2 protein-coding genes and 1 pseudogene are annotated in these 21,205 nt (G+C 62.6%); all 3 read right to left on the reverse strand.

Annotation, left to right across the window (positions count from 1 at the left end; all coding sequences use genetic code 11):
- Nucleotides 1-27: 27 nt before the first annotated feature.
- A complete protein-coding gene (locus RVY89_RS07950) occupies nucleotides 28-1,203 on the reverse strand; it encodes an HlyD family type I secretion periplasmic adaptor subunit (RefSeq protein ID WP_484827445.1) in 1,176 nt (391 codons plus the stop codon).
- Nucleotides 1,200-3,380 carry a type I secretion system permease/ATPase gene (locus RVY89_RS07955; RefSeq protein ID WP_484827446.1) on the reverse strand — a complete coding sequence of 727 codons (2,181 nt, stop codon included), beginning with the start codon at nucleotides 3,378-3,380 and terminating at the stop codon, nucleotides 1,200-1,202. The genes RVY89_RS07950 and RVY89_RS07955 overlap by 4 nt, the downstream gene beginning before the upstream one ends.
- 177 nt (nucleotides 3,381-3,557) lie before the next feature.
- Nucleotides 3,558-21,080: pseudogene (locus tag RVY89_RS07960) on the reverse strand (Ig-like domain-containing protein); the annotation flags it as partial.
- Nucleotides 21,081-21,205: the final 125 nt, after the last annotated feature.

Raw genomic sequence — 21,205 nt, forward strand, 5'->3', positions numbered from 1 at the left:
GCGTTCGGAATTCCGAACGCCACTCAACTATCGTTCCCGCAGCGCCTCTTTTGCCTTGTTCAGCGGTTTTAACAGATAATCCAGAATGGTTTTGCTGCCGGTTTTAATATCAACGGTGGCAATCATGCCCGGAAAGACCGGAAATTCCTGACCTTGCTTATTGGTCAGATGGTTACTGTCGGTACGAATATAGACGCGATAGTAGTAAACATCCCTTTTCACCTCATCCTGCAGGGTGTCCGGGGAAATCATGGTCACCTCGCCTTCCAGCCCGCCGTAAATGGAGTAGTCATAGGCCGTCACTTTCACCAGCGCTTTCTGGCCGGGATGGATAAAGGCCACATCGCGCGGCGAAATTTTCGCTTCAACCACCATCTGGTCGTCAAGCGGGACCAGGCTCATCAGCTTGCCGTTCGGCGGGATAACGCCGCCCACGGTCGTGACGTCAATATCCTTCACGATCCCGCGAACCGGGGCATTGAAGGTCAGCCGGGTCAGAGAGTCTTCCCGCCCCTTCATCACCGAACGCTGGGCTTCAATCTCGGCATTGGCTTTCGCCAGCTCTTCGCGGGCGCGAACGTAATACTGGTTTTTCATTTCGGTGATTTTGTTCTCAAGCTCGTTTTTTTGACGCTCAAGACGCAGCACCTCCACCTTGCTGGCCGCCCCCTGGGTCACCAGCGGACGGGTTAACGACAGCTCGCGCTGCACCAGCTCGGCGCCCTGACGTAAGCCGGCCAGTCCCTTTTCGAGGCTTTCACGACGGGACTGGTAGAGCGCCGTTTCCTGTTTAACCAGCTCAACGTCGTCATCCAGCTCTTCCGGGAACGCAAGTTCCGTGTCGTTCACCTCGGCCTTGAGTCGCGCCGCCGTTGCCAGCGCCGCATTCAGGCGAGACTCGCTCTCCAGCACGCTCGACTCGGTTTTTGTCCGGTCAAGCTGCGCGAGCTGCTGGCCGCGTTCAACAATGTCGCCTTCGCGCACCATCAGGCTGTGGATAATGCCGCCTTCCAGGGACTGAATGACCTGCTCATGCGAAGACGGTATTACCTTGCCGCTGCCGGTCGTCACTTCATCAAGATGGAACAGGCTTGCCCAGGCGATAAACACCGCCAGCAGGGCGAAAAGCGACCATGCCACCAGTGACGATCTCGGCAGGCGTGGCTCCTTCAGCCGGCTATTGAAACGAGAGAAATCATTCATGCCGCGCCCTCCTCTGCAACCGCTGCTGGCTTCATGGTCAAGGTGCGCTGGGCTGTCTTTTGCGGCGCCATACCGTGCTGATGCAGGATCGCATCGCGCGGGCCGTCCATCACCACCCTGCCGTTTTCCAGCACAATGATGCGGTCGACCAGGTCCAGAATCGGCAGGCGATGGGTCGCCACCACCAGCGTCCGGCGTTTACCCAGCCATTTATGAAGATGCTGTATAAACTGCTTCTCGCTCATTTCGTCCAGCCAGGCCGTTGGCTCGTCCAGCAGCAGAATATTCGGCGAGGTAATCAGGGCGCGCGCCAGCAGCAGCGCCTGACGCTGTCCGCCGGAGAGGCCAGCCCCGCCCTCGTTGATGATATAGTTCAGCCCCATTTTCTGTTTACGCACAAACTCCAGCGCGCCGCTGTTAACCAGCGCCTGATGAATTTCGTCATCGGTCGCCAGCGGGTTCCCCATCAGGATGTTGTCCCGCACGGAGCCAAAGAACAGCCGGGCCTGCTGGCTCAGCAGCTGCATGTCGCGACGCACGTCGGCCGGGTCGAGGTGATTGAGGGCAATATCGTCCAGCAGAATGCTGCCCTGCTGCGGCTCCTGCATGCCCGCCAGAAGCTGTAACAGCGTGCTTTTCCCGGAGCCGTTCCGCCCGAGCACCGCTACGCGCTCTCCGGCGCGGATCTGCAGCTTGCTGATGTTGAGCACGGTGAGTTTCTCTTCCTCGTCGTAATAAAACCCGACGTCCTCAAGGGCATAGTCGCCGCGCAGGTGGGCTTTGTGCACCTTCTTGCCGTGCTGCGGATCGTCAATCGGCCGCTGCATCAGGTCGTCCAGCCCCTTGCGGGCCACTTTTGCCGACTGCCAGCGCGAGAGCACGCCAGAGATCTGCGACAGCGGCGCGATAGTCCGCGATGCCAGAATCGAGGTCCCCACCAGCGCACCGGTGGTCATATCGCCGCTGATGACCAGATAGCACCCCACCAGCAGCACTACCGCATAAACAATGGACTGCACCTCCTGCGTCCAGGTGAGCAGCAGGCCCGTCAGCCAGCGCTGCTTCATGCCGACGCTGGCGGCAACGTCGTTGGTGTTATTCCACTGGTTCTGGAAACGCTGCTCGGCGCGCATCAGCTTGATGTCCTCAATGCCCTGCACCGCTTCCACCAGCGTGGCGTTACGGATGGCGGATTCACGCATCCCTTCGCTGGAGAGTTTACCCAGCGGGCGCTGCACCAGCAGGCCGGGGATGAGCAGCAGCGGCACAGCGAGCAGGACCACCAGCACCAGCGGGCCGCCAATCATCCACAGAATAAAGACGAACAGCAGGAAGAACGGCAGATCGGAGATAGCCGCAATGGTGGTCGAGGTGATGAGCTCGCGCACCGACTCCAGCTCGCGGATCTGCGCGATAAAGGATCCGGTTGATTTCGAGCGCGCGCCGTTTTTAATCCGCAGCGCGTGGGCAAAAACGCGTTCAGATATACGCAGGTCGGCGCGTTTCCCCACCACGTCGGAAATATGCACGCGCAGCATGCGCATGATGAATTCGAACACGATGGCAATCATCACGCCGCCAAACAGCACCCACAGCGTGGCTTCCGACTGCGACGGTACTACCCTGTCGTAGACCTGCATGGAGAAGACCATGCCGGAAAGCGCCAGCACGTTGGCGACCAGCGCCACCAGCATAATGTCGCTGTAGCGTCGCCAGTCCTTCAGCGCCAGCTGCCAGAACCAGTTTTTTTCATACGGTTTGATGTAGTCGTCCACGCGGGCATCCGGCGTGGATTCTAGCGGGCGCAGCACCATCAGGCCCTTTAACCGCGTCCCGAGCTCATCACGCGTCAGCGTCGTCTCCAGCCCCGCGTCGCCGCTAAACTGCAGGCTGACGTTGCCTTCGCTGTCCATGCGGTTGATGACCGCGATTTGTCCGCCGGTGAATTCCGCCAGAAGCGGCAGGCGCCACGGATCGAGGAATACCGCTTCAGCCGCCACCACACGCATCCCCAGCCCAAGCTGGCGCGCCATCTCCTCCAGCACCAGCTGGCGCGGAGACTGGCTTTCGTGGTTAATCGTGACCCGAACATGCTCCGCGGAAAAATCCAGCCGGTAGTGCTTCGCGATGATGAGCATGCCCTGCAGCCAGGGTTCGTACTGTGGATGTGTCTTCATAAGGCTACGTCCTGTCCAGAGCGGTAATTTCGCACTGAAATGATACCTTTACGGGATGATTAAAAAACGAACGCTTTCTAAACGAGCCCGCAAAATAATCTTGTGAAATATAGGGTTATGACTATTCGTGTAAAGAAACGCCAAAAGGCCGCGGGGATCGCTCCCCGCGGCGTTGTTTTACGCAATTAACAGCTGATGGTTCGCCAGCAGCGTCGCCAGATCCGTCTGCACGCCGTTCAGGGTCACCAGTGTGGTCGGCGAGAACTGGCCGCCCGTACCGTCCAGGTCAACCTGGATCTCGGTATTGCTGCCGTTCTGCACCACGCGGATGTAATCGCTGATATTGCCCGCGCTGCTGTCCAGCGTCGCCACGCCGTTCACATAGCTCGCCGAGCCCGTGCCGGTATAGCCGCTGCCGGAGAGCAGATCGCGCAGGTCAATGCGATCCGTGTCCGCGGTCCCTTCCCAGGTGCCGACCGTAAAGCCGTTCACCACGTCGTGACCGTTACCGCCCGTTGCATCCGAAGCGTTGATCAGCTTGTAGAGCAACGTATCGTGACCGCCGCTGCCGATGTTGAAGGTGTCGTTCCCGCCGCGACCTTCGAACTGGTTATCACCGCTGTTGCCGGTAATGACGTCGTCGAAGTTCGAGCCGTTGATGCCCTCAATGTTGAGCAGTCGTGACGTGCCGAACCCGGTGTCCTGCGCGGTAGAGAGGCGCAAATCAACGGTAACGCCGGAGGTCGCATTGCGGTAATCCACCACGTCCATCCCACCGGTGTTGCTCCAGGTGTCATAGTCGGAATGGGTATTCCAGCCGCCGGAGCCGTTGTAGGTATAAGTGCCATCCTCTGCGATAAAGGTGTCGTTATACCCGGTCCCGGTGATGGTTCCGCTGTGGCCGCCGGTGGCCGCTTCGGCCGTCAGGACATAGCCCTCTTTGCCGTTGCCCGCCTCCAGACCGCTCCAGGTGACGTTATCCGACACGCCGTTGGTGATCTTCAGGATCTCGGCCGAATAAGTTTCATTCGGATCCAGCCCGTAGAAGCTCACCAGCGCAGAGGTATCGTTCGAACCGATACCGGACTGGGCGTTGATGATCTGCGAAGCCACCAGCACGCCCGCGGAGTTGTACAGATTGACCGTGTTGCCGTAGTAGGCGTTGATGCCCTCGCTGTCGACAATGTGCAGATGCATCGCGGTGCCGTCAGCAATGGTCTTGCTGTTTTGCACCAGCACCACCTTGCCGTTCTGCTGGGAGACCAGCAGATCCTGCGCGCCGTCCCAGTTGTAGTCCACTGCCGCCACGCCGGTGACGTTCGCCAGTCCTGAAGCCAGCTGGCTTGCGGTCCAGGTCGAGCCGTAACCGTTGTTGGTGAACAGCGTCGCCGTTTGCGAGCCGCCGTAGCTGCTGAGCTTGACGATGTCCATCTGCCCGTCACCGTTCCAGTCAACCGCCACCGACAGATACCCCGCCGTGGCGTTAGAGGCTTCCACCGCGCTCTTGGTAGTTGAGAGCTTCCCGGTACCGTCGTTGTAGTAAATCACCCCGCCGTTGTTGTTGTAGCTGCTGCCCAGGTACAGATCCATGTAGCCATCGCCGTTAAAGTCCGCCCACGTCATGGACGCCGCCGTGGTGGTATTCGAGGCGTTCCCTACAAACACGTTGGTCAGGTTCTGGCCGATAGAGAGCGTGCCGTTACCGTTGTTGTTGATCACGGTTAACGAGTACGCGCCGCTGCGGTTAGTGTGCTGAACAATATCCACCGTACCGTCGTTGTTCAGGTCAACGCCGGAGATTTCGCGCCCGGAATCAAACTGACCGTAGAAACCGCCTTCGCCACCGGTGCCGTCCGGCGACAGAACGCCGTTGTTGTTCACCAGGTAGGTCAGTGAGTCCATGCCGGCATCGCCGTACGCCAGATCCAGATAGCCATCGCCGGTTTTATCGTACGCAATCACGCCGCCGTACCAGATGGTGGTCCCCATCGCCAGCTGGCTGGCGTTATAGGTACTGCCATCGTAGGTCCACATCACCTGCGTTGACCCGGCGTAGGTATTTTCCGTCGCGAAAATATCCTGCGTGCCGTTACGGTCAAAGTCGGCGGCGGTCTGGCTCACCACGTAGTAGCCGCGGGTGTTGGTCAGCGTATTGCCGGCATAGGTTGAGCTATCGCTGCTGGAGTAAGACTGTCCGTTAGCGATGATATTCCACAGGCCGCTGCTGTTCGTCCCCACCGTCATGGTCGAGTTGTTGCTGTTCCCCGCAGTGGTTGCCCAGTCGGTATTCACCGAGGTGGTATCAATCACCAGGCTGCCGGTCGCCGTACCCGTGGTGTTGCCGTTACCCGCGCTGCTCTTCACCTGCGCCGTGACGCTGTAGCTCGCCACGCCCAGCGCATCGCCGTCCGGGATCTGCAGATACCAGGTGTTGTGATCCGGGTCGACCACCACCGCGCCGCCGGTCTGCGAGGTGTAAGTTTTGCCGTTCACCGTCACCACCAGGTATTCACCGTTCACCAGGTCAGCGGAGACGGTACCGGTGACGATCGGCGTGGTATCCGACGTTGTCTGCGCGGTAATCGCCGCCGTGGTGGTCGGAATGCTGGTATCGACGTTCAGCACAAAGCCGTCGGATTCCGTGTAGTTTCCGGCTCTGTCGGTGACGCGCACGATGTAGGTGTGATTCCCGTCGCTCAGGCCGTTGTCCTGGAAGGACCAGCTTGCGCTGCCGTTCATGGTCACCTGGCCGAGCAGAACCCCGTCACGGTAAAGCTGCACGATCTCACCGTCGTCCGGTGCGCGGTTAAGCGTCCCGTTGATCAGCGGCGAGTTATCGTCCGTTGCCACCGAGCTGCCAAAGGTGCCCTGACGCTCGCCTTCGCCATCGGTGTAGCTCACTACCGTGCCCACCGTGGTCGGCGGCGTGGTGTCTACCGTGACGACCTGTGAGGCCGTGGAGCCCACGTTGCCCGCCAGGTCGATAATCCGCACCTGGTAGGTGTAGTCCCCGTCAGCCAGATCGCGGGTATCGGTGTAGCTCCAGCGCTGGTTGGTGACCGTGGCATCTGACCAGGTATTCCCGCCGTCCAGGCTTATCTGCACGCGTTCGTCGTTTGCCAGCGCGCTGCCCAGCGAACCGTTGATGGTCAGCGTGGTGTCCATGGTGATGAAATCACTCCCGGACTGGCCGGTGTCTTCGCTGATGCTGTCGATGGTGATGCCGTACTGCGGCGCCTGCGTATCCACCGTCACCGCCTGCGAGGCGGTTGCCCCGACGTTACCCGCCAGGTCAACGACCCGCACCTGGTAGCTATGGCTGCCGTCGGTCAGGGTACGCGTATCGCTGTAGCTCCACTGCGTCCCGCTGACGGTGGCGTACACCCAGGTGGTGCCGCCGTCCACGCTCACCTGCACGTACTCACCCGCCCCTAACTCTGCGCCAAGCGTTCCGTGCAGCGTGTACGAGGTCGAACTGGTCAGGAAGTCGTTATTGTCGAAGCCGGTATCCACGGTGATGTTATCCACGGTCACCGTAATCGCCGCATCCGGGGCGACCGTATCAACAGTCACCTGCTGATGGGCGCTGGCGCCCACGTTACCGGCGGCATCCACAACGCGAACGTAGTAGTCATAGGTCTGGTTACCCAGCGTGCGGCCATCCACGTAGTACCAGCTGTTGCCGGTGACGATCACGTTCTGCCAGGTGACGCCGCCGTCGATGCTGATCTGGGCATATTCGCCGTCGGCCAGCGTCGCGCCGAGCGAGCCGTGCAGCGTCAGGGACGTATCTTTCGTGACAAAGTCGCTGCTGCTCAGGCCGGTATCGTCGCTGATGCTGTCGATAGCGATCGTTTTGCTGGCGTCCGGCGCAACGGTATCAATGGTCACCACCTGAGAGGCGGTGGCGCTGATGTTGCCCGCATCGTCAATCACGCGCAGCTGGTAGTTGTAATCCCCGTCGGCCAGCGTGCGGCCATCGACATACGTCCAGCTCAGGCCGCTGACGCTGACGTCGGTCCAGGTGACGCCGCCGTCAAGGCTGATCTGCGCGTGGTCGCCGCTGCCCAGCGCCGCGCCGAGCGTCCCTTTCAAGCTGATCTGGTTGTCGCTGGTGATAAAGTCGCTGCCGGACAGACCGGTATCCTGAGTAATGGAATCCACGGTAATGGTGGTTGCCGCAGGCTTCGTCAGGTCAATCACCACGTCCTGGCTGTCCGTTGCCCCCACGTTGCCCGCATTATCAATCACGCGGACCTGGTACTGATACGTACCGTCCGAAAGGGTGCGGCCATCGGCGTAGCGCCAGGCGGTGCCGGTCACGGTCAGGTCAATCCAGGTAACGCCGCCGTCCAGGCTGATCTGCGCCTTCTCGTTATTGCCGAGCTGCGCGGTCAGCGAGCCGTTGACGACGACCTGGCTGTCGTTGGTGATGAAATCCGTTGCGCTCAGGCCGGTATCGTTTTGCAGCGAATCAATAGCGATCCCCATCGACGGCGCGGTCAGATCGACCGTGACGGTATGGTTATCGCTGGCGCTGTTGCCGATGGCGTTGCTGACCTGGGCGTTAATCACGTACGAGCCGCCGTCTGCCAGCGCGTTCACGTCAGCGCTTCCTACCGTGTAGCTCCAGGTGCCGTCATTCTGGACGGTAGCCGCATAGGTTTTACCGTTCAGCGTGATGGTCACCGTCTGGCCCGCCGGCGCGTCGGTGGTGCCGCTGATGACCAGCGGCGTGCCGTGCTCGGCGGCGTTGACGATATCGTCCTGCGCAAAGGTGTTAATGGTGATGGTTGGGACATCGCCGTTCAGCGTCACGTCGTGCGTTGCGCTGCCCGGGTTGCCCGCCCTGTCGCTCACCGAAGCGGTGATGGTGTACTCCCCGTCGCTCAGGCCGAGGAAATCACGGCCCGGCACGAAGACCGACCACGATCCGTCCGCCCCGACGGTCGCCTGATAGCTATGCCCGTTGAAGGAGACGGTCACCGTCTGGCCCTGTTCCGCCGTGGTGGTGCCGCGGATGGTCTGGCCCGCCAGCTGCTCCGCGTTGTTGACGATATCGTCATCGGCCACGGTGCTGATGGTCACGGTTGGCGCGACGGTATCCACCGTTAAGGTGTGCGTGGTCTGGCCGCCGTTGCCGGCTTTGTCGTTGACCGAGGCGGTGACCGTCAGCGCGCCCTGGCTCAGGGCGGCCAGATCTGCTGCAGGCACGTCGAGTGTCCAGGTGCCGTCGCTGCCGACAAGCGCTGTGTAGGTTTTTCCTCCCAGCGTCACGGTAACGGTCTGACCCGCCTCCGCGCTGGAAGATCCGTGCACGGTCAGCGGCTGCTGCGCTTCCGCCGCGTTCAGCATGTCGTCAACCGACAGCGTCCCAATGCTCACCACCGGCGCAGTGGTATCGACGCTGATGCCGTGCGTTGCCGACGCGCTGTTGCCCGCGCTGTCCTGCGCCGACACGGACACCTGATAGCTCGCGCCATCGGCCAGGGCACCCACGTCTGCGGCGGGAACGGTGGTCGTCCAGCTGCCGTCGCTCTGGATGGTGGCCGTATAGGTCTTGCCGTTCAGGGTCACGGTGACCTGAGTTCCGCTGGCGAACTGGGCGCTGGAGCCGCTAATCACCAGTGACGAACCGGCTTCAGCCGCGTTGATCACGTCGTCACCGCTAACGGTGTTCACCGTCAGCGCCACGGAGGCGGTATTGACCACAACGTCATGAGTCTGGGTACTGCTGTTACCCGCGCTGTCGGTAATGGTCGCGCTGAGGGTCACGGTGCCGTCGGTCAGGGCGGAAATCACGCTGGCCGGAACGCCCACGCTCCAGTTACCGCTGGCGTCAACGGTAGTGGTGTACTGGTGCGAACCGATGGTGATAACCACTTTATCCCCGACGTTCGCGCCGGTTGCCGACCCGCTGACGATCTGCGCCTGGCCGTGCTCCACGCTGTTAATCACGTCATCGCCCGCGACAACGTTAAAGCTGACGGTCGGCGGCGTGGTATCAAGCGTAATCGCTTTGCCCGCGCTGCCCGGGTTACCCGCGGCGTCGCTCACGCTGACCTGCACGGTGTAGCCGTTATCCGCCAGCGCGGACAGGTCGGTACCCGGCACGTTCACGCTCCAGATCCCGCCCTGCTGCACCTGGGCGGTATAGCTCTTACCGCCCAGCGTCACGTTGACCGTCTGCCCGACTTCCGCCGTGGTAGTGCCGGAAATGGCCACGCCCGCAGCCGCTTCGCTGCTGTTAATCACGTTATCGCCTGCGACCGTATCAATGGTCACGGTTGGCGCAGTCGCGTCCACGCTATATTCACGGCCCGCCGAGGCGCTGTTGCCGTGCGCGTTGGTGACGCTCACCTGCACGCTGGCATCGCCGTCCTTCAGGCCCGCGAGATCCGCAGACGGCACGGTGGCCGTCCAGTTGCCGTCGGCATCCACCTTCGCGGCGTAAGTCTTGCCGCCGAAGGTGATGGTGACGGTCTGGTTTTCCTCCACGTTCGAGGTGCTGCCGGACAGCACCAGATCCGCGCCTTTCTCCGCCGCGTTAATCACGTCGTCGGTGGCAATCGCATCGATGCTGACGGCGACGGCAGACAGATCTACGGTCACGTCATGGCTGATAGTCACCGGGTTGCCCGCCGCGCTCTGGCCAGCAACGGTCACGGTGACCGTACCAGCTGCGAAGGCCCCGACGTCTGCCGCCGGGATCGCCGCGCTCCAGGAACCGTCCGCCAGCACGGAGGCCGCATAGGTTTTGCCATTGACGGTCACGGTGAGCGTTGTGCCTACAGCCAGCCCGTCGCTGGTGCCGGAGACGATCAGGTTTTGAGTATGTTCGATGCTGTTGATGACATCATCGCCCGCCACGGTATCGACGCGCAGGCCCGGCAGGCTGGCGTCGATAGCGATTTCGCGATCGCCTGCGCCCGTGTTGCCATGGCCGTTGGTGACGGTTGCTGACACCGTCAGGTCACCGTTGCCCAGCGCCGTCAGGACGGACTCCGGCACGCTCACGGACCAGGTCAGATCGCTCTGTACCGTCGCGGTGTACGTGTTGCCGCCAATGGTCACGGTGACGGTATTGCCCGCTTCCGCGTTCGTTACCTTGCCGCTGATGGTCTGGCCCGCGGCCACTTCCGCCGCGTTGATGACGTTATCGCCCGCGATGGTGTTGATGGTGACGCCCGGCAGCGCGGTGTCCACCAGCAGGTTCGCGGTGTTGCTCACGCTGTTGCCCACGCCGTTGGTCGCAGCCGCGCTCAGGGTGTAGTTTGCTTCGCCCAGGCTCGCGAGATCCGCCGCCGGGACCGTCAGGCTCCAGGTACCATCCGCCGCCGTCGTGGCCGCGTAGTTTTTACCGTTCAGAGTCACGGTCACCACGGTGCCTTCCGCCAGGTTGGCGCTGGTGCCGCTGACGCTCAGGTCCTGACCCTTCTCTACCGCGTTCAGCACGTTGTCGCCTCTGATGGCGTTGAAGGCCACGGACGGCAGGCCGGTATCGACGGTCACGTTATGCGTGCCGGTACCGGTATTGCCCGCCGCGTCGGTGACCGACGCCGTGACGGTTACGGTGCCGTCGCTGAGGCCGGAAATCACGCTGGCCGGGACGCCCACGCTCCAGTTACCCGCCGCGTCCAGCACGGTGGTGTACGTCTGGCCGCCGATGGTGACGGTCACCTTATCGCCCGCTGCCGCGCCGGTGGCGGTGCCGCTGACGATTTGCGCCTGAGCGTGCTCAGTGATGTTAATCACGTCGTCGCCCGCTACGGTATTGATGGTCACCGCAGGCACGGTCACGTCCACCGTCAGAGTATGATCGACCGACGCCGGGTTGCCCGCCTTGTCGCTGACGCTCGCCGTCACGGTGACGCTGCCGTCGCCAAGCGCCGCCAGATCCGCCGCCGGAACGCTCAGCGTCCAGCTGCCGTCCGCGCCTGCGGTTGTGGTGTAGTCTTTGCCGTTCAGCGTCACGGTTACCGTCTGGCCCGCTTCGGCGGTGGTGGTGCCGGACACGGTCAGATCGCTCTTCGCTTCGGCGGCATTGAGAATGTCGTCCGTCGCCAGGGTGCTGATGGTCACGGTCGGCGCGGTGGCATCCACGCTGTACTCGCGGCCCGCCGAGGCGCTGTTGCCGTTCACGTTGGTGACGCTCACCTGCACGCTGGCATCGCCATCCTTGAGGTGTGCCAGATCCGCAGACGGCACGGTCCAGGTCCAGTTGCCGCTGTCGTCTACTGTCGCGCTATAGATTTTGCCGTTCAGGCTGATGGTCACGGTTTGCCCGGCTTCCACGTTGGTGGTCGCACCGGACAGCACCAGATCCGCGCCCTTCTCCGCCGCGTTAATCACGTCGTCGGTGGCGATGGAGTTGATGCTGATGGCAACGGTCGCCAGATCTACCGTCACATCGTGGCTGATGGTCACCGGGTTACCCGCTGAACTGTCGCCGGTAACGCTGATTTTGACGGTGCCTTCCGGCCACGCGCTCACGTCGGTCGACGGGATCGCCGCGCTCCAGGTGCCGTCCGCCAGCACCGTGGCCGCATAGTCTTTACCGTTGACGGTGACGGTCAGCGCCGTGCCCGGTGTCAGCCCGTCGCTGGAGCCGGTAACAATGAGGTTCTGCGCATGCTCGATGCTGTTGACCACGTTGTCGCCCGCCACGGTATCCACGCGCAGGCCCGGCAGGTTAGCGTCGATAGCGATCTCGCGCTCGCCGGTGCCGGTATTGCCGTGGCCGTTGGTGACGGTCGCCGTCACGCTCAGGCTGCCGTTGCCCAGCGCGGTCAGCACGTCAGACGGCACGCTGACGGACCAGGTCAGATCGTTCTGCACCGTCGCGGTATAGCTGTTGCCGCCAATGGTCACGGTCACGGTGTTGCCCGCTTCGGCATTCGCCACGGTACCGCTCAGCGTCTGGCCTGCCGCCACTTCCGCCGCGTTGATGACGTTGTCGCCCGCCACGGTGTTGATGATGACCGTTGGCAGCGCGGTGTCCACCAGCAGGTTTGCAGAGTTGCTTACGCTGTTGCCCACCCCGTTTGTGGCGGTCGCGTTCAGGGTGTAGTTGGCCTGACCCAGACCGGCCAGATCCGCTGCCGGAACGGTCAGGCTCCAGGTGCCGTCTGCGGCGGTCGTCGCCGTGTAGTTTTTGCCGTTGAGGGTCACGGTGACCACGGTGCCTTCCGCCAGGTTGGCGCTGGTGCCGCTGACGCTCAGATCCTGACCCTTCTCTACCGCGTTCAGCACGTTATCGTCGCTGATGGCATTGAAGCTGACCGATGGCAGACCGGTATCGACGGTCACGTTATGCGTACCGGTACCGGTATTGCCCGCCGCGTCGGTGACCGACGCCGTGACGGTCACGGTGCCGTCGCTGAGGCCGGAAATCACGCTCGCCGGGACGCCCACGCTCCAGTTCCCCGCCGCGTCCAGCACGGTGGTGTAGGTCTGGCCGCCAATCGTGACGGTCACCTTATCGCCTGCGGCAGCACCGGTGGCGGTGCCGCTGATGATTTGCGCCTGGCCGTGTTCTGCGATGTTAATGACATCGTCGCCCGCCACGGTATTGATGGTCACCGCAGGCACGGTCACGTCCACCGTCAGAGTATGATCGACCGACGCCGGGTTGCCCGCCTTGTCGCTGACGCTGGCGGTGACGGTCACGCTGCCGTCCGTCAGGGCCGCAACATCGGCCGCCGGGACGTTCAACGTCCAGCTGCCGTCCGCGCTGACGGTTGTGGTGTAGTCTTTGCCGTTCAGCGATACGGTGACCGTCTGGCCCGCTTCGGCGGTACTGGTGCCGGACACGGCCAGATCGCTCTTCGCTTCGGCGGCATTGAGGATGTCGTCCGTCGCCAGGGTGTTGATGGTCACGGACGGCGCGGTCGCATCCACGCTGTACTCGCGGCCCGCCGAGGCGCTGTTGCCGTTCACGTTGGTGACGCTCACCTGCACGCTGGCGTCGCCATCTTTCAGACCCGCCAGATCGGCGGCTGGCACCGTGGTCGTCCATTTGCCGTCGGCGCCTACGGTCGCGGTGTAGCTCTTGCCGCCGAAGGTGATGGTGACGGTCTGGTTTTCCTCAACGTTCGAGGTCGCCCCGGAGAGCACCAGATCCGCGCCCTTCTCGGCGGCGTTAATCACGTCGTCGGCGGCAATCGCATCGATGCTGATGGCAACGGTCGCCAGATCTACCGTCACATCATGGCTGATGGAGACCGGATTACCGGCGCTGCTCTGGCCTGCAACGGTCACGGTAACCGTGCCTGCTGTGAGAGCACTCACGTCTGCCGCCGGGATCGCCGCGCTCCAGGTACCGTCCGCCAGCACGGTCGCCGGATAGGTTTTGCCGTTGACGGTCACGGTCAATGCCGCGCCAGCCGCCAGCCCGTCGCTGGTGCCGGTGATAATCAGGTTCTGTCCGTGTTCGATGCTGTTGATCACGTCGTCGCCCGCCACGGTATCCACGCGCAGGCCCGGCAGGTTAGCGTCGATAGCGATATCGCGCTCAGCGGATCCGCTGTTGCCGACGCCGTTGGTCACGCTGGCCGACACCGTCAAATCGCCGTTACCCAGCGCGGTCAGCACGTCCGACGGCACGTTAACGGACCAGGTGAGATCGCTCTGCACCGTTGCGGTGTAGCTGTTACCGCCAATGGTCACGGTCACGGTATTGCCCGCTTCGGCATTCACTACCTTACCGCTGATGGTCTGGCCGGCTGCCAGCTCCGCCGCGTTAATGACGTCGTCGCCCGCAATGGTGTTAACGATCACGCCCGGCAGAACGGACTCCACGTTCACGGTATGCGACGCGCTGGTGCTGTTGCCGACGCTGTCCGTTGCTGAGGCAGTGATGGTATAAAGCGCCTCGCCCAGCTGACCGACTTCGCTCGCCGGAACGGTGGTGGTCCATTTTCCGCTATCGTCCACCTGCGCGCTGTACGCTTTGCCGTTCAGCATCACGGTCACCACCGCGCCTGCCGCCAGGCCGGAAGCCGTACCGGAGAGGGTCATATCCTGGGTTTTCTCGGTGTTGTTGATCACATCGTCACCGGAAACGGTGTCAATGGTCAGCCCCGGCGCGGTCAGGTTCACCGCCACGCCGTGCGTGGCGCTGTTGCTGTTGCCCGCTTTATCGGTCAGCGCCGCGGTAATGGTGTAATCCCCGGCGGCCAGCGCGGTGACGTCCGCCGCAGGCACGCCCACGCTCCAGTTGCCGGAGGCGTCCAGGGTGGCGGTGTACGATTTGCCGTTGAGGGTGACCGTGACCACGTCGCCCGCCGCCGCGCCCGTCACGGAACCGGTGACAATCAGGGCCTGCGCATGCTCGGCGCTGTTGATTACGTCGTCGTCGGACACGGTGTGAATGGTCAACTGTGGAACGGTGGTATCCACCAGCACGTCGCGATCCGCGGAGGCCGGGTTGCCCGCTTTATCCGACACGGCGGCGCTGACGGTGTAGTTCCCGTCGGTAATACCGCTCAGATCCGCGGACGGCACGGTCACGCTCCAGCTGCCGTTGGCCTGCACGGTGGTGGTGTAGTCCACGCCGTTCAGCGTCACGGTGACGGTCTGGCCCGCTTCGGCGTTGGTCACGCCGTTAATCACCAGATCCTGCTGCGCTTCGGCCGCATTGATGATGTTGTTGTCGCTGATGATTTCAATAGACACCGTCGGCGCGGTCGCGTCCACGCTGTACTCGCGGCCCGCCGAGGCGCTGTTGCCGTTCACGTTGGTGACGCTCACCTGCACGCTGGCATCGCCGTCTTTCAGGCTGCCCAAATCGGCAGACGGTACGGTCGCCGTCCAGTTGCCGTCGGAATCGACCGTCGCGGTGTACGACTTACCGCCGAAGCTAATGGTAACGGTCTGGTTTTCTTCTACGTTGGTGGTGGAGCCGGACAGCACCAGGTCCGCGCCTTTCTCCGCCGCGTTAATCACGTCGTCAGAGGCAATCGGGTTAATGCTGATGGCGACTGCCGACAGATCCACCTTCACGTCATGGCTGATGGAAACCGGATTACCCGCCGCGCTCTGGCCTTCCACGGTAACGGCGATCGTACCCGCATTCAGCGCGCTGACGTCTGCCGCCGGAATGGCCGCCGTCCAGGTCCCGTCCGCCAGTACGGTGGCCGCGTAGGTTTTGCCGTTGACGGTGACCGTCAGCGCTGAGCCGCTCGCCAGTCCGTCGCTGGAGCCGGTGATAATCAGGTTTTGTGCGTGCTCAATGCTGTTGATGACATCGTCACCCGCCACGGTATCGACGCGCAGGCCCGGCAGGTTGGCATCAATGGTGATGTCGCGCTCGCCCGTTCCGGTGTTGCCGTGGCCGTTAGTGACGCTGGCTGACACCGTCAGATCGCCGTTACCGATGGCGGTTAAGACCGTAGACGGCACGTTGACCGACCAGCTCAGGTCGTCCTGAACCGTCGCCGTATAGGTATTGCCGCCGATAGAAACAGTGACAGTGTCACCGCTCGCCGCACCGCTCACTTTGCCGCTCAGGGTCTGCCCGGCAGCCACTTCCGCCGCGTTAATGACATCGTCAGTCGCGACTGGGTTGATGGTGACCTGCGGCAGCGCGCTGTCGACCAGCACGCTGTGGCCGGTGCTCGCGCTGTTGCCCGTGCTGTCGGTCACGCTCGCCGTCACGGCGTAGCTCGCTTCGCCCAGCGCCGAGACGTTTGCCGCCGGAACGGTCAGGCTCCAGTTCCCGCTCGCGTCGGTGGTGGCCGTATAGCTGATGCCGTTCAGGGTCACCGTAATGGTCGTGCCGTCCGGCTGGTTACTGGTGCCGGACACCTGCAGATCCTGGCCTTTCTCGGTCGCGTTGATCACGTCATCAACCGCCAGGGTATTAATGGCAATCACCGGCGCGGTCAGGGAGACGTCAAACTCGTGCGTCGCGGTGGTGCTGTTACCGGCTTTGTCGGTGAGGGTCGCGGAGATCGTCTGCTCGCCGTTTGCCAGCGCGCCTACGTCCGCCGCCGGAACGCCCACGCTCCAGCTGCCGGACGCGTCCAGCATGGCGGAGTAGTCTTTACCGTTCAGGGTCACGGTAATCACGTCGCCCGCCTGCGCGCCCGCCACCTTACCGGAGACGATCAGCGCCTGGCCGTGCTCGGCAATATTCACGACGTCGTCGCCCGCAACGATGTTGAACGAAATCTGCGGTACGGTGGTGTCGACCAGCACTGAGGAGCCCGCGCTGGCCGGGTTGCCCGCCTTATCGGACACGGTCGCCGTTACCGCCGCACTGCCGTCGGTGATGCCAGCCATATCCGCCGCCGGCACGTCCAGCGTCCAGCTGCCGTCCGCCTGCACCTGCGCCGTGTACTGGTTGCCGTTGAAGGTCACGGTTACCGTCTGGCCTGCTTCGGCAGTGGACGTCCCGCTCAGGGTCAGATCCTGCGCTGCCTCAGCCGCGTTCAGCATATTGTCATTGCTGATGGTGTTGATGGTCACCGTCGGCGCGGTGGTATCGACGCTGAATTCCTGCGCCGAAGACGCCGCGTTGCCGTTCACGTTGGTCACGCTGACCTGCACGCTGGCGTCGCCTTCTTTCAGGCCGCTCAAATCCGCAGCCGGAACGGTCCAGGTCCAGTCGCCGTTGCCATCCACCGTCGTGGTGTACGTTTTCCCTGCAAAGGTGATGGTGACGGTCTGGCCCGCTTCCACGTTGGAAGTGGTGCCGGAAAGTACCAGATCCTGGCCTTTTTCCGCCGCGTTAAGCACGTTGTCGTCGGTCACGCTGCTGATGGTGATGGCGACCGGAGCGAGATCGACGTCCACGACGGTCCCGATGGTTACCGGGTTGCCGGAGGCATCCTGGGCGCTTGCCTTGATATCCAGCGAGCCATCCGCCCACTGGGACACGTCCGCCGCCGGTACCGCTGCCTGCCAGGTGCCGTCGGCCAGCACCGTTGCGGAATACACTTTGCCGTTAATGGTCACGGTAACGGCGCTGCCCGCCGCCAGATCGGTGCTGGTGCCGGATACAATCAGGTTCTGTGCGTGTTCAATCACGTTGATCACGTCGTCACCTGCGACCGTATCAATACGCAGTCCCGGAAGCTGGGCGTCGATGGTGAAGTCGAGCGAAGAGGAGCCGGTATTGCCGTGCGCGTTGGTGACGCTGGCCGATACGGTGAGATCGCCATTGCCGAGCACGGTGAACTGGCTCTGGGTTAACGGCAGGCTCCAGGTGAGATCGTCCTGCACGGTAGCCGTGTATGTCTGGCCGCCGAGGATAATCGTGACAGTGTCACCTGACGCCGCGTTCGTTACCTTACCGGTCAGGGTTTGCCCTGCCGCCACTTCCGCCGCGTTAACGATATTGTCGCCCGCCAGCGTGTCGATCGTTACTACCGGCAGCGAGCTGTCCACCAGCACATCGTGCGAGGCTGAAGCGCTGTTGCCTACGCCATCGGTGACGCTCGCCGTCACGGTGTAGTTCGCTTCGCCCAGAGAAGAGACGTTTGCCGCCGGAACGGTCAGGCTCCAGTTTCCGCTCGCGTCAGCGGTGGCCGTATAGTGAATGCCGTTCAGGGTGACCGTAATGGTTGTGCCTTCCGGCTGGTTGCTGGTGCCGGAAATCTGCAGATCTTCGCCTTTCTCGGTCGCGTTGATCACGTCGTCCGCCGCCAGCGTGTTGATACCGATGACGGGCGTCACGGTATTCACCACCACGTCCAGCGAACTGCTTCCGGTGTTGCCGGACCTGTCGGTCACGGAGACGTCGATTGTCCAGGTCCCGTCAGTCAGCCCCTGCACGACGGACGCAGGCAGGCCAAGGCTCCAGTTGCCCGCCGCATCCACCACGGTGGTGTAATCGACGCTGTTAATGGTGATGGTCACAAGGTCGCCCGCCGCCGCACCGGTGACGGAGCCGCTCAGGATCTGCGCCTGCGAATGGGCGAGCTGGTTAACGGTGTTGGTGCCGGTGACAAAGTCGTTGATGGTCACCTGCGGTACGGTCGCATCCACCAGACCCACGCGATCGGCGCTGCTGGCGTTGCCCGCCACGTCGCTCACGGTGGCCGTCACGGTCACGATGCCATCATTGAGGGCACCGACGTCAGCCGCCGGTACGATCAGCTGCCAGGTACCGTCCGTCTGGACCGTGGTCTGATACGTTTTGCCGTTCAGCGTCACGGTGACCGTCTGGCCTGCTTCAGCACTGCTGGTGCCGCTTAAGGCTAAATCCTGCTGCGCCTCGGCCGCGTTGATGATGTTGTCGGCGGTCAGGTTATCGAGCGTAATCGCTGGCGGCAGCGTATCTACCGTGACCACGCGCGCGGCGTCCGCGCTGTTTCCGCTGACGTTAGTAACGCTGACGCTCACCTGCGCGCGCCCGTCGATCAGGGTTTCCATGGCGCTGGCGGGCACGGTCAGGCTCCAGGAGCCGTCCTGCTGCACCTGTGCGGTAAAGGTCTGGTCGGCGAATTTCACCACCACGGTCTGTCCTGCCTCAACGCCCTGCGTCTGGCCGGAAAGGGTTAAATCGGCGCCTTTTTCTGCCGCATTCAGCAGGTCGTCGCCGGAGACGGTATCAATGGTGACCGCCACGGCGTTCAGATCGAGTTCGATCGGGTGTTCAGCCGCAACGGGATTGCCCCAGGCATCGACCGCACTGACGCTAACCGTCATGCCGCCCGCCGTCCAGGACTGCAGGTCCGCCGCCGGAATGCCGATCTGCCAGTGGCCGCTGGCGTTAACCGCGGTAACGTACTCAACGTTGTTGATGGTGACGGTAATCTGCGTGCCGGCAGCCAGATGGGTGCTGGAGCCGGTAACGGTCAGATCCTGCTGCTGTTCAATGGCGTTGATCACGTCATCGCCGGAAATGGTGTTCACGCGCAGCCCCGGCAGCTCGGCGTTGATATTGATATCACGCTCGCCGGTGCCGGTATTGCCGTGCGAATTGGTCACCGACGCGGTGAAGGTTAAATCCCCGTCGCCGAACGCCTGAAGATCCGCTGACGGGATTTTCACGCTCCAGGTCAAATCGTTCCCCACCGTGGCGGTGTAGCTCTTGCCGCCCACGGTGACAGAAACGGTATCGCCCGCCGCCGCGCCGGTGACGCGACCGCTGAGCGTTTGATCCACACCCGCTTCGGCGTTATTGACCAGGTTGTCGCCCGCAAACGTATTGATGATGACCTGTGGAAGGACGGTATCCACCAGCAGATTTGCCTCGGCAGAGCCGCTGTTACCCACGCTGTCAGTACCGCTGACGCTGACGGTGTAAAGGGTGTTCGCCAGATTCAGGACGTCGGAAACCGGCACCTGAACCGCCCAGATGCCGTTTTCAACGGTGACCTGATAGCTGACGTTGTTCAGCGTCACGGTGATGGCGCTACCGTCAGGCAGGTTGCTGGTGCCGGTCAGGCTCAGCGGCTGCATCGCCTCCTGGGCATTCAGAACATTATCCTGGCTGATGGCGTCAATCGTAAATTCTGGCGGGTGTCCACTCAGCGTAATGCCGTGCGTGGCATTGCCGGTGTTGCCTGCCGCGTCGGTCACGGAAACTGAAATCGTGTGGTTGCCTTCACCCAGCGCGCCCAGCACGGACGCCGGAACGCCAACGCCCCAGCTGCCGTCCGCCAGCACCACGCCGGTGAAGGTCTGGCCGCCGAGGGTCACGGTGACCACATCGCCCGCGGCTGCACCGCTCGCCTGGCCGGAAATAATGTGCGCCTGGCCCTGCTCGCTGATATTGAGGATATCGTCGCCCGCCACGGTATGGATGGTCACGACCGGCGCGGCGGTATCAACCGTGAAATCTGCCGTCACGGACGAGCCGTTGCCCGCTTTGTCGCTAACGTTCACCGTCAGGCTGTGATTGCCCTCGCTGAGCGCCTGCACGTCGTTCGCCGCCAGCGTAACGGACCAGGTGCCGTCGCTGCCCACCGTGGCGTTATAGTTTTTGCCGTTCAGCGTGACCGTGACGATCTGACCGGCTTCCGCATTCGTTTTACCGGTCAGGGTCAGCGGCTGGTTGTGTTCAGCCGCATTAATGATGTTGTCCTGTGCGAGGGTATCGACAGAGAGGGTTGGCGCGGCGGTATCCACGCCGATCGTCTGGCTGCCGCTCACGGTGTTACCCGCCGCGTCTTTGCCGCTGACGTTAACCGTCCAGGTGCCGTCGCCCAGCGCCTGCGCGTCTGCTGCAGGCACGTTCACGCTCCACGCGCCGTCTGCCCCTACTTCAGCCGCGTAGGTTTTGCCGTTCAGCGTCACGGTAAGTTCGGTGCCCTGCGCCAGATTCTTGCTGGCACCGGAGAGCGTAAAGCCCGCGGATTGTTCGCTGGCGTTAAGCACGTTATCGCCTGCGGTGGTGGCAAGCGTAATGGCGGCCTCGGCGGTCGAGACCGTTACGGTGATGTTGCCCGCATCGCTGGTCTTACTGCCGTCGATCTGCACCACAGACCAGGTGTGTTCCCCGTCCGTCTGGGTCGGTAATTTTACCGTCCAGGTGCCCTCTTTACTCACCATGGCGCTGGCGATGGTGCTGCCGCTGCTGTCTTTGATCTGGATCGTCGCGCCCGGCTGACCGGTACCGCTAAAGGTTGGCGCGTTGTCGTCCGTGATCGCGTTTGCTGTCAGCACGCCCTGCCTGTCACCCGCATTGTCCGTCAGCAAAAAGGTTGGCGTGGCGCTTTCTACTTCCTTTGTATTATCAATAACTTTTGTTTTAGTTTCGCCATCACCGCCGTTTGCCAGCAGTGCCCCGATGGCGCCGCCGCCTAACGCAGCCCCGGCAATCCAGCCCCACGGGGCGTCGCTTAAGACGCTTTCCTGCTCCAGGAAAGGTTGAA

The organism is Enterobacter sp. 3U4 (assembly GCF_057224565.1).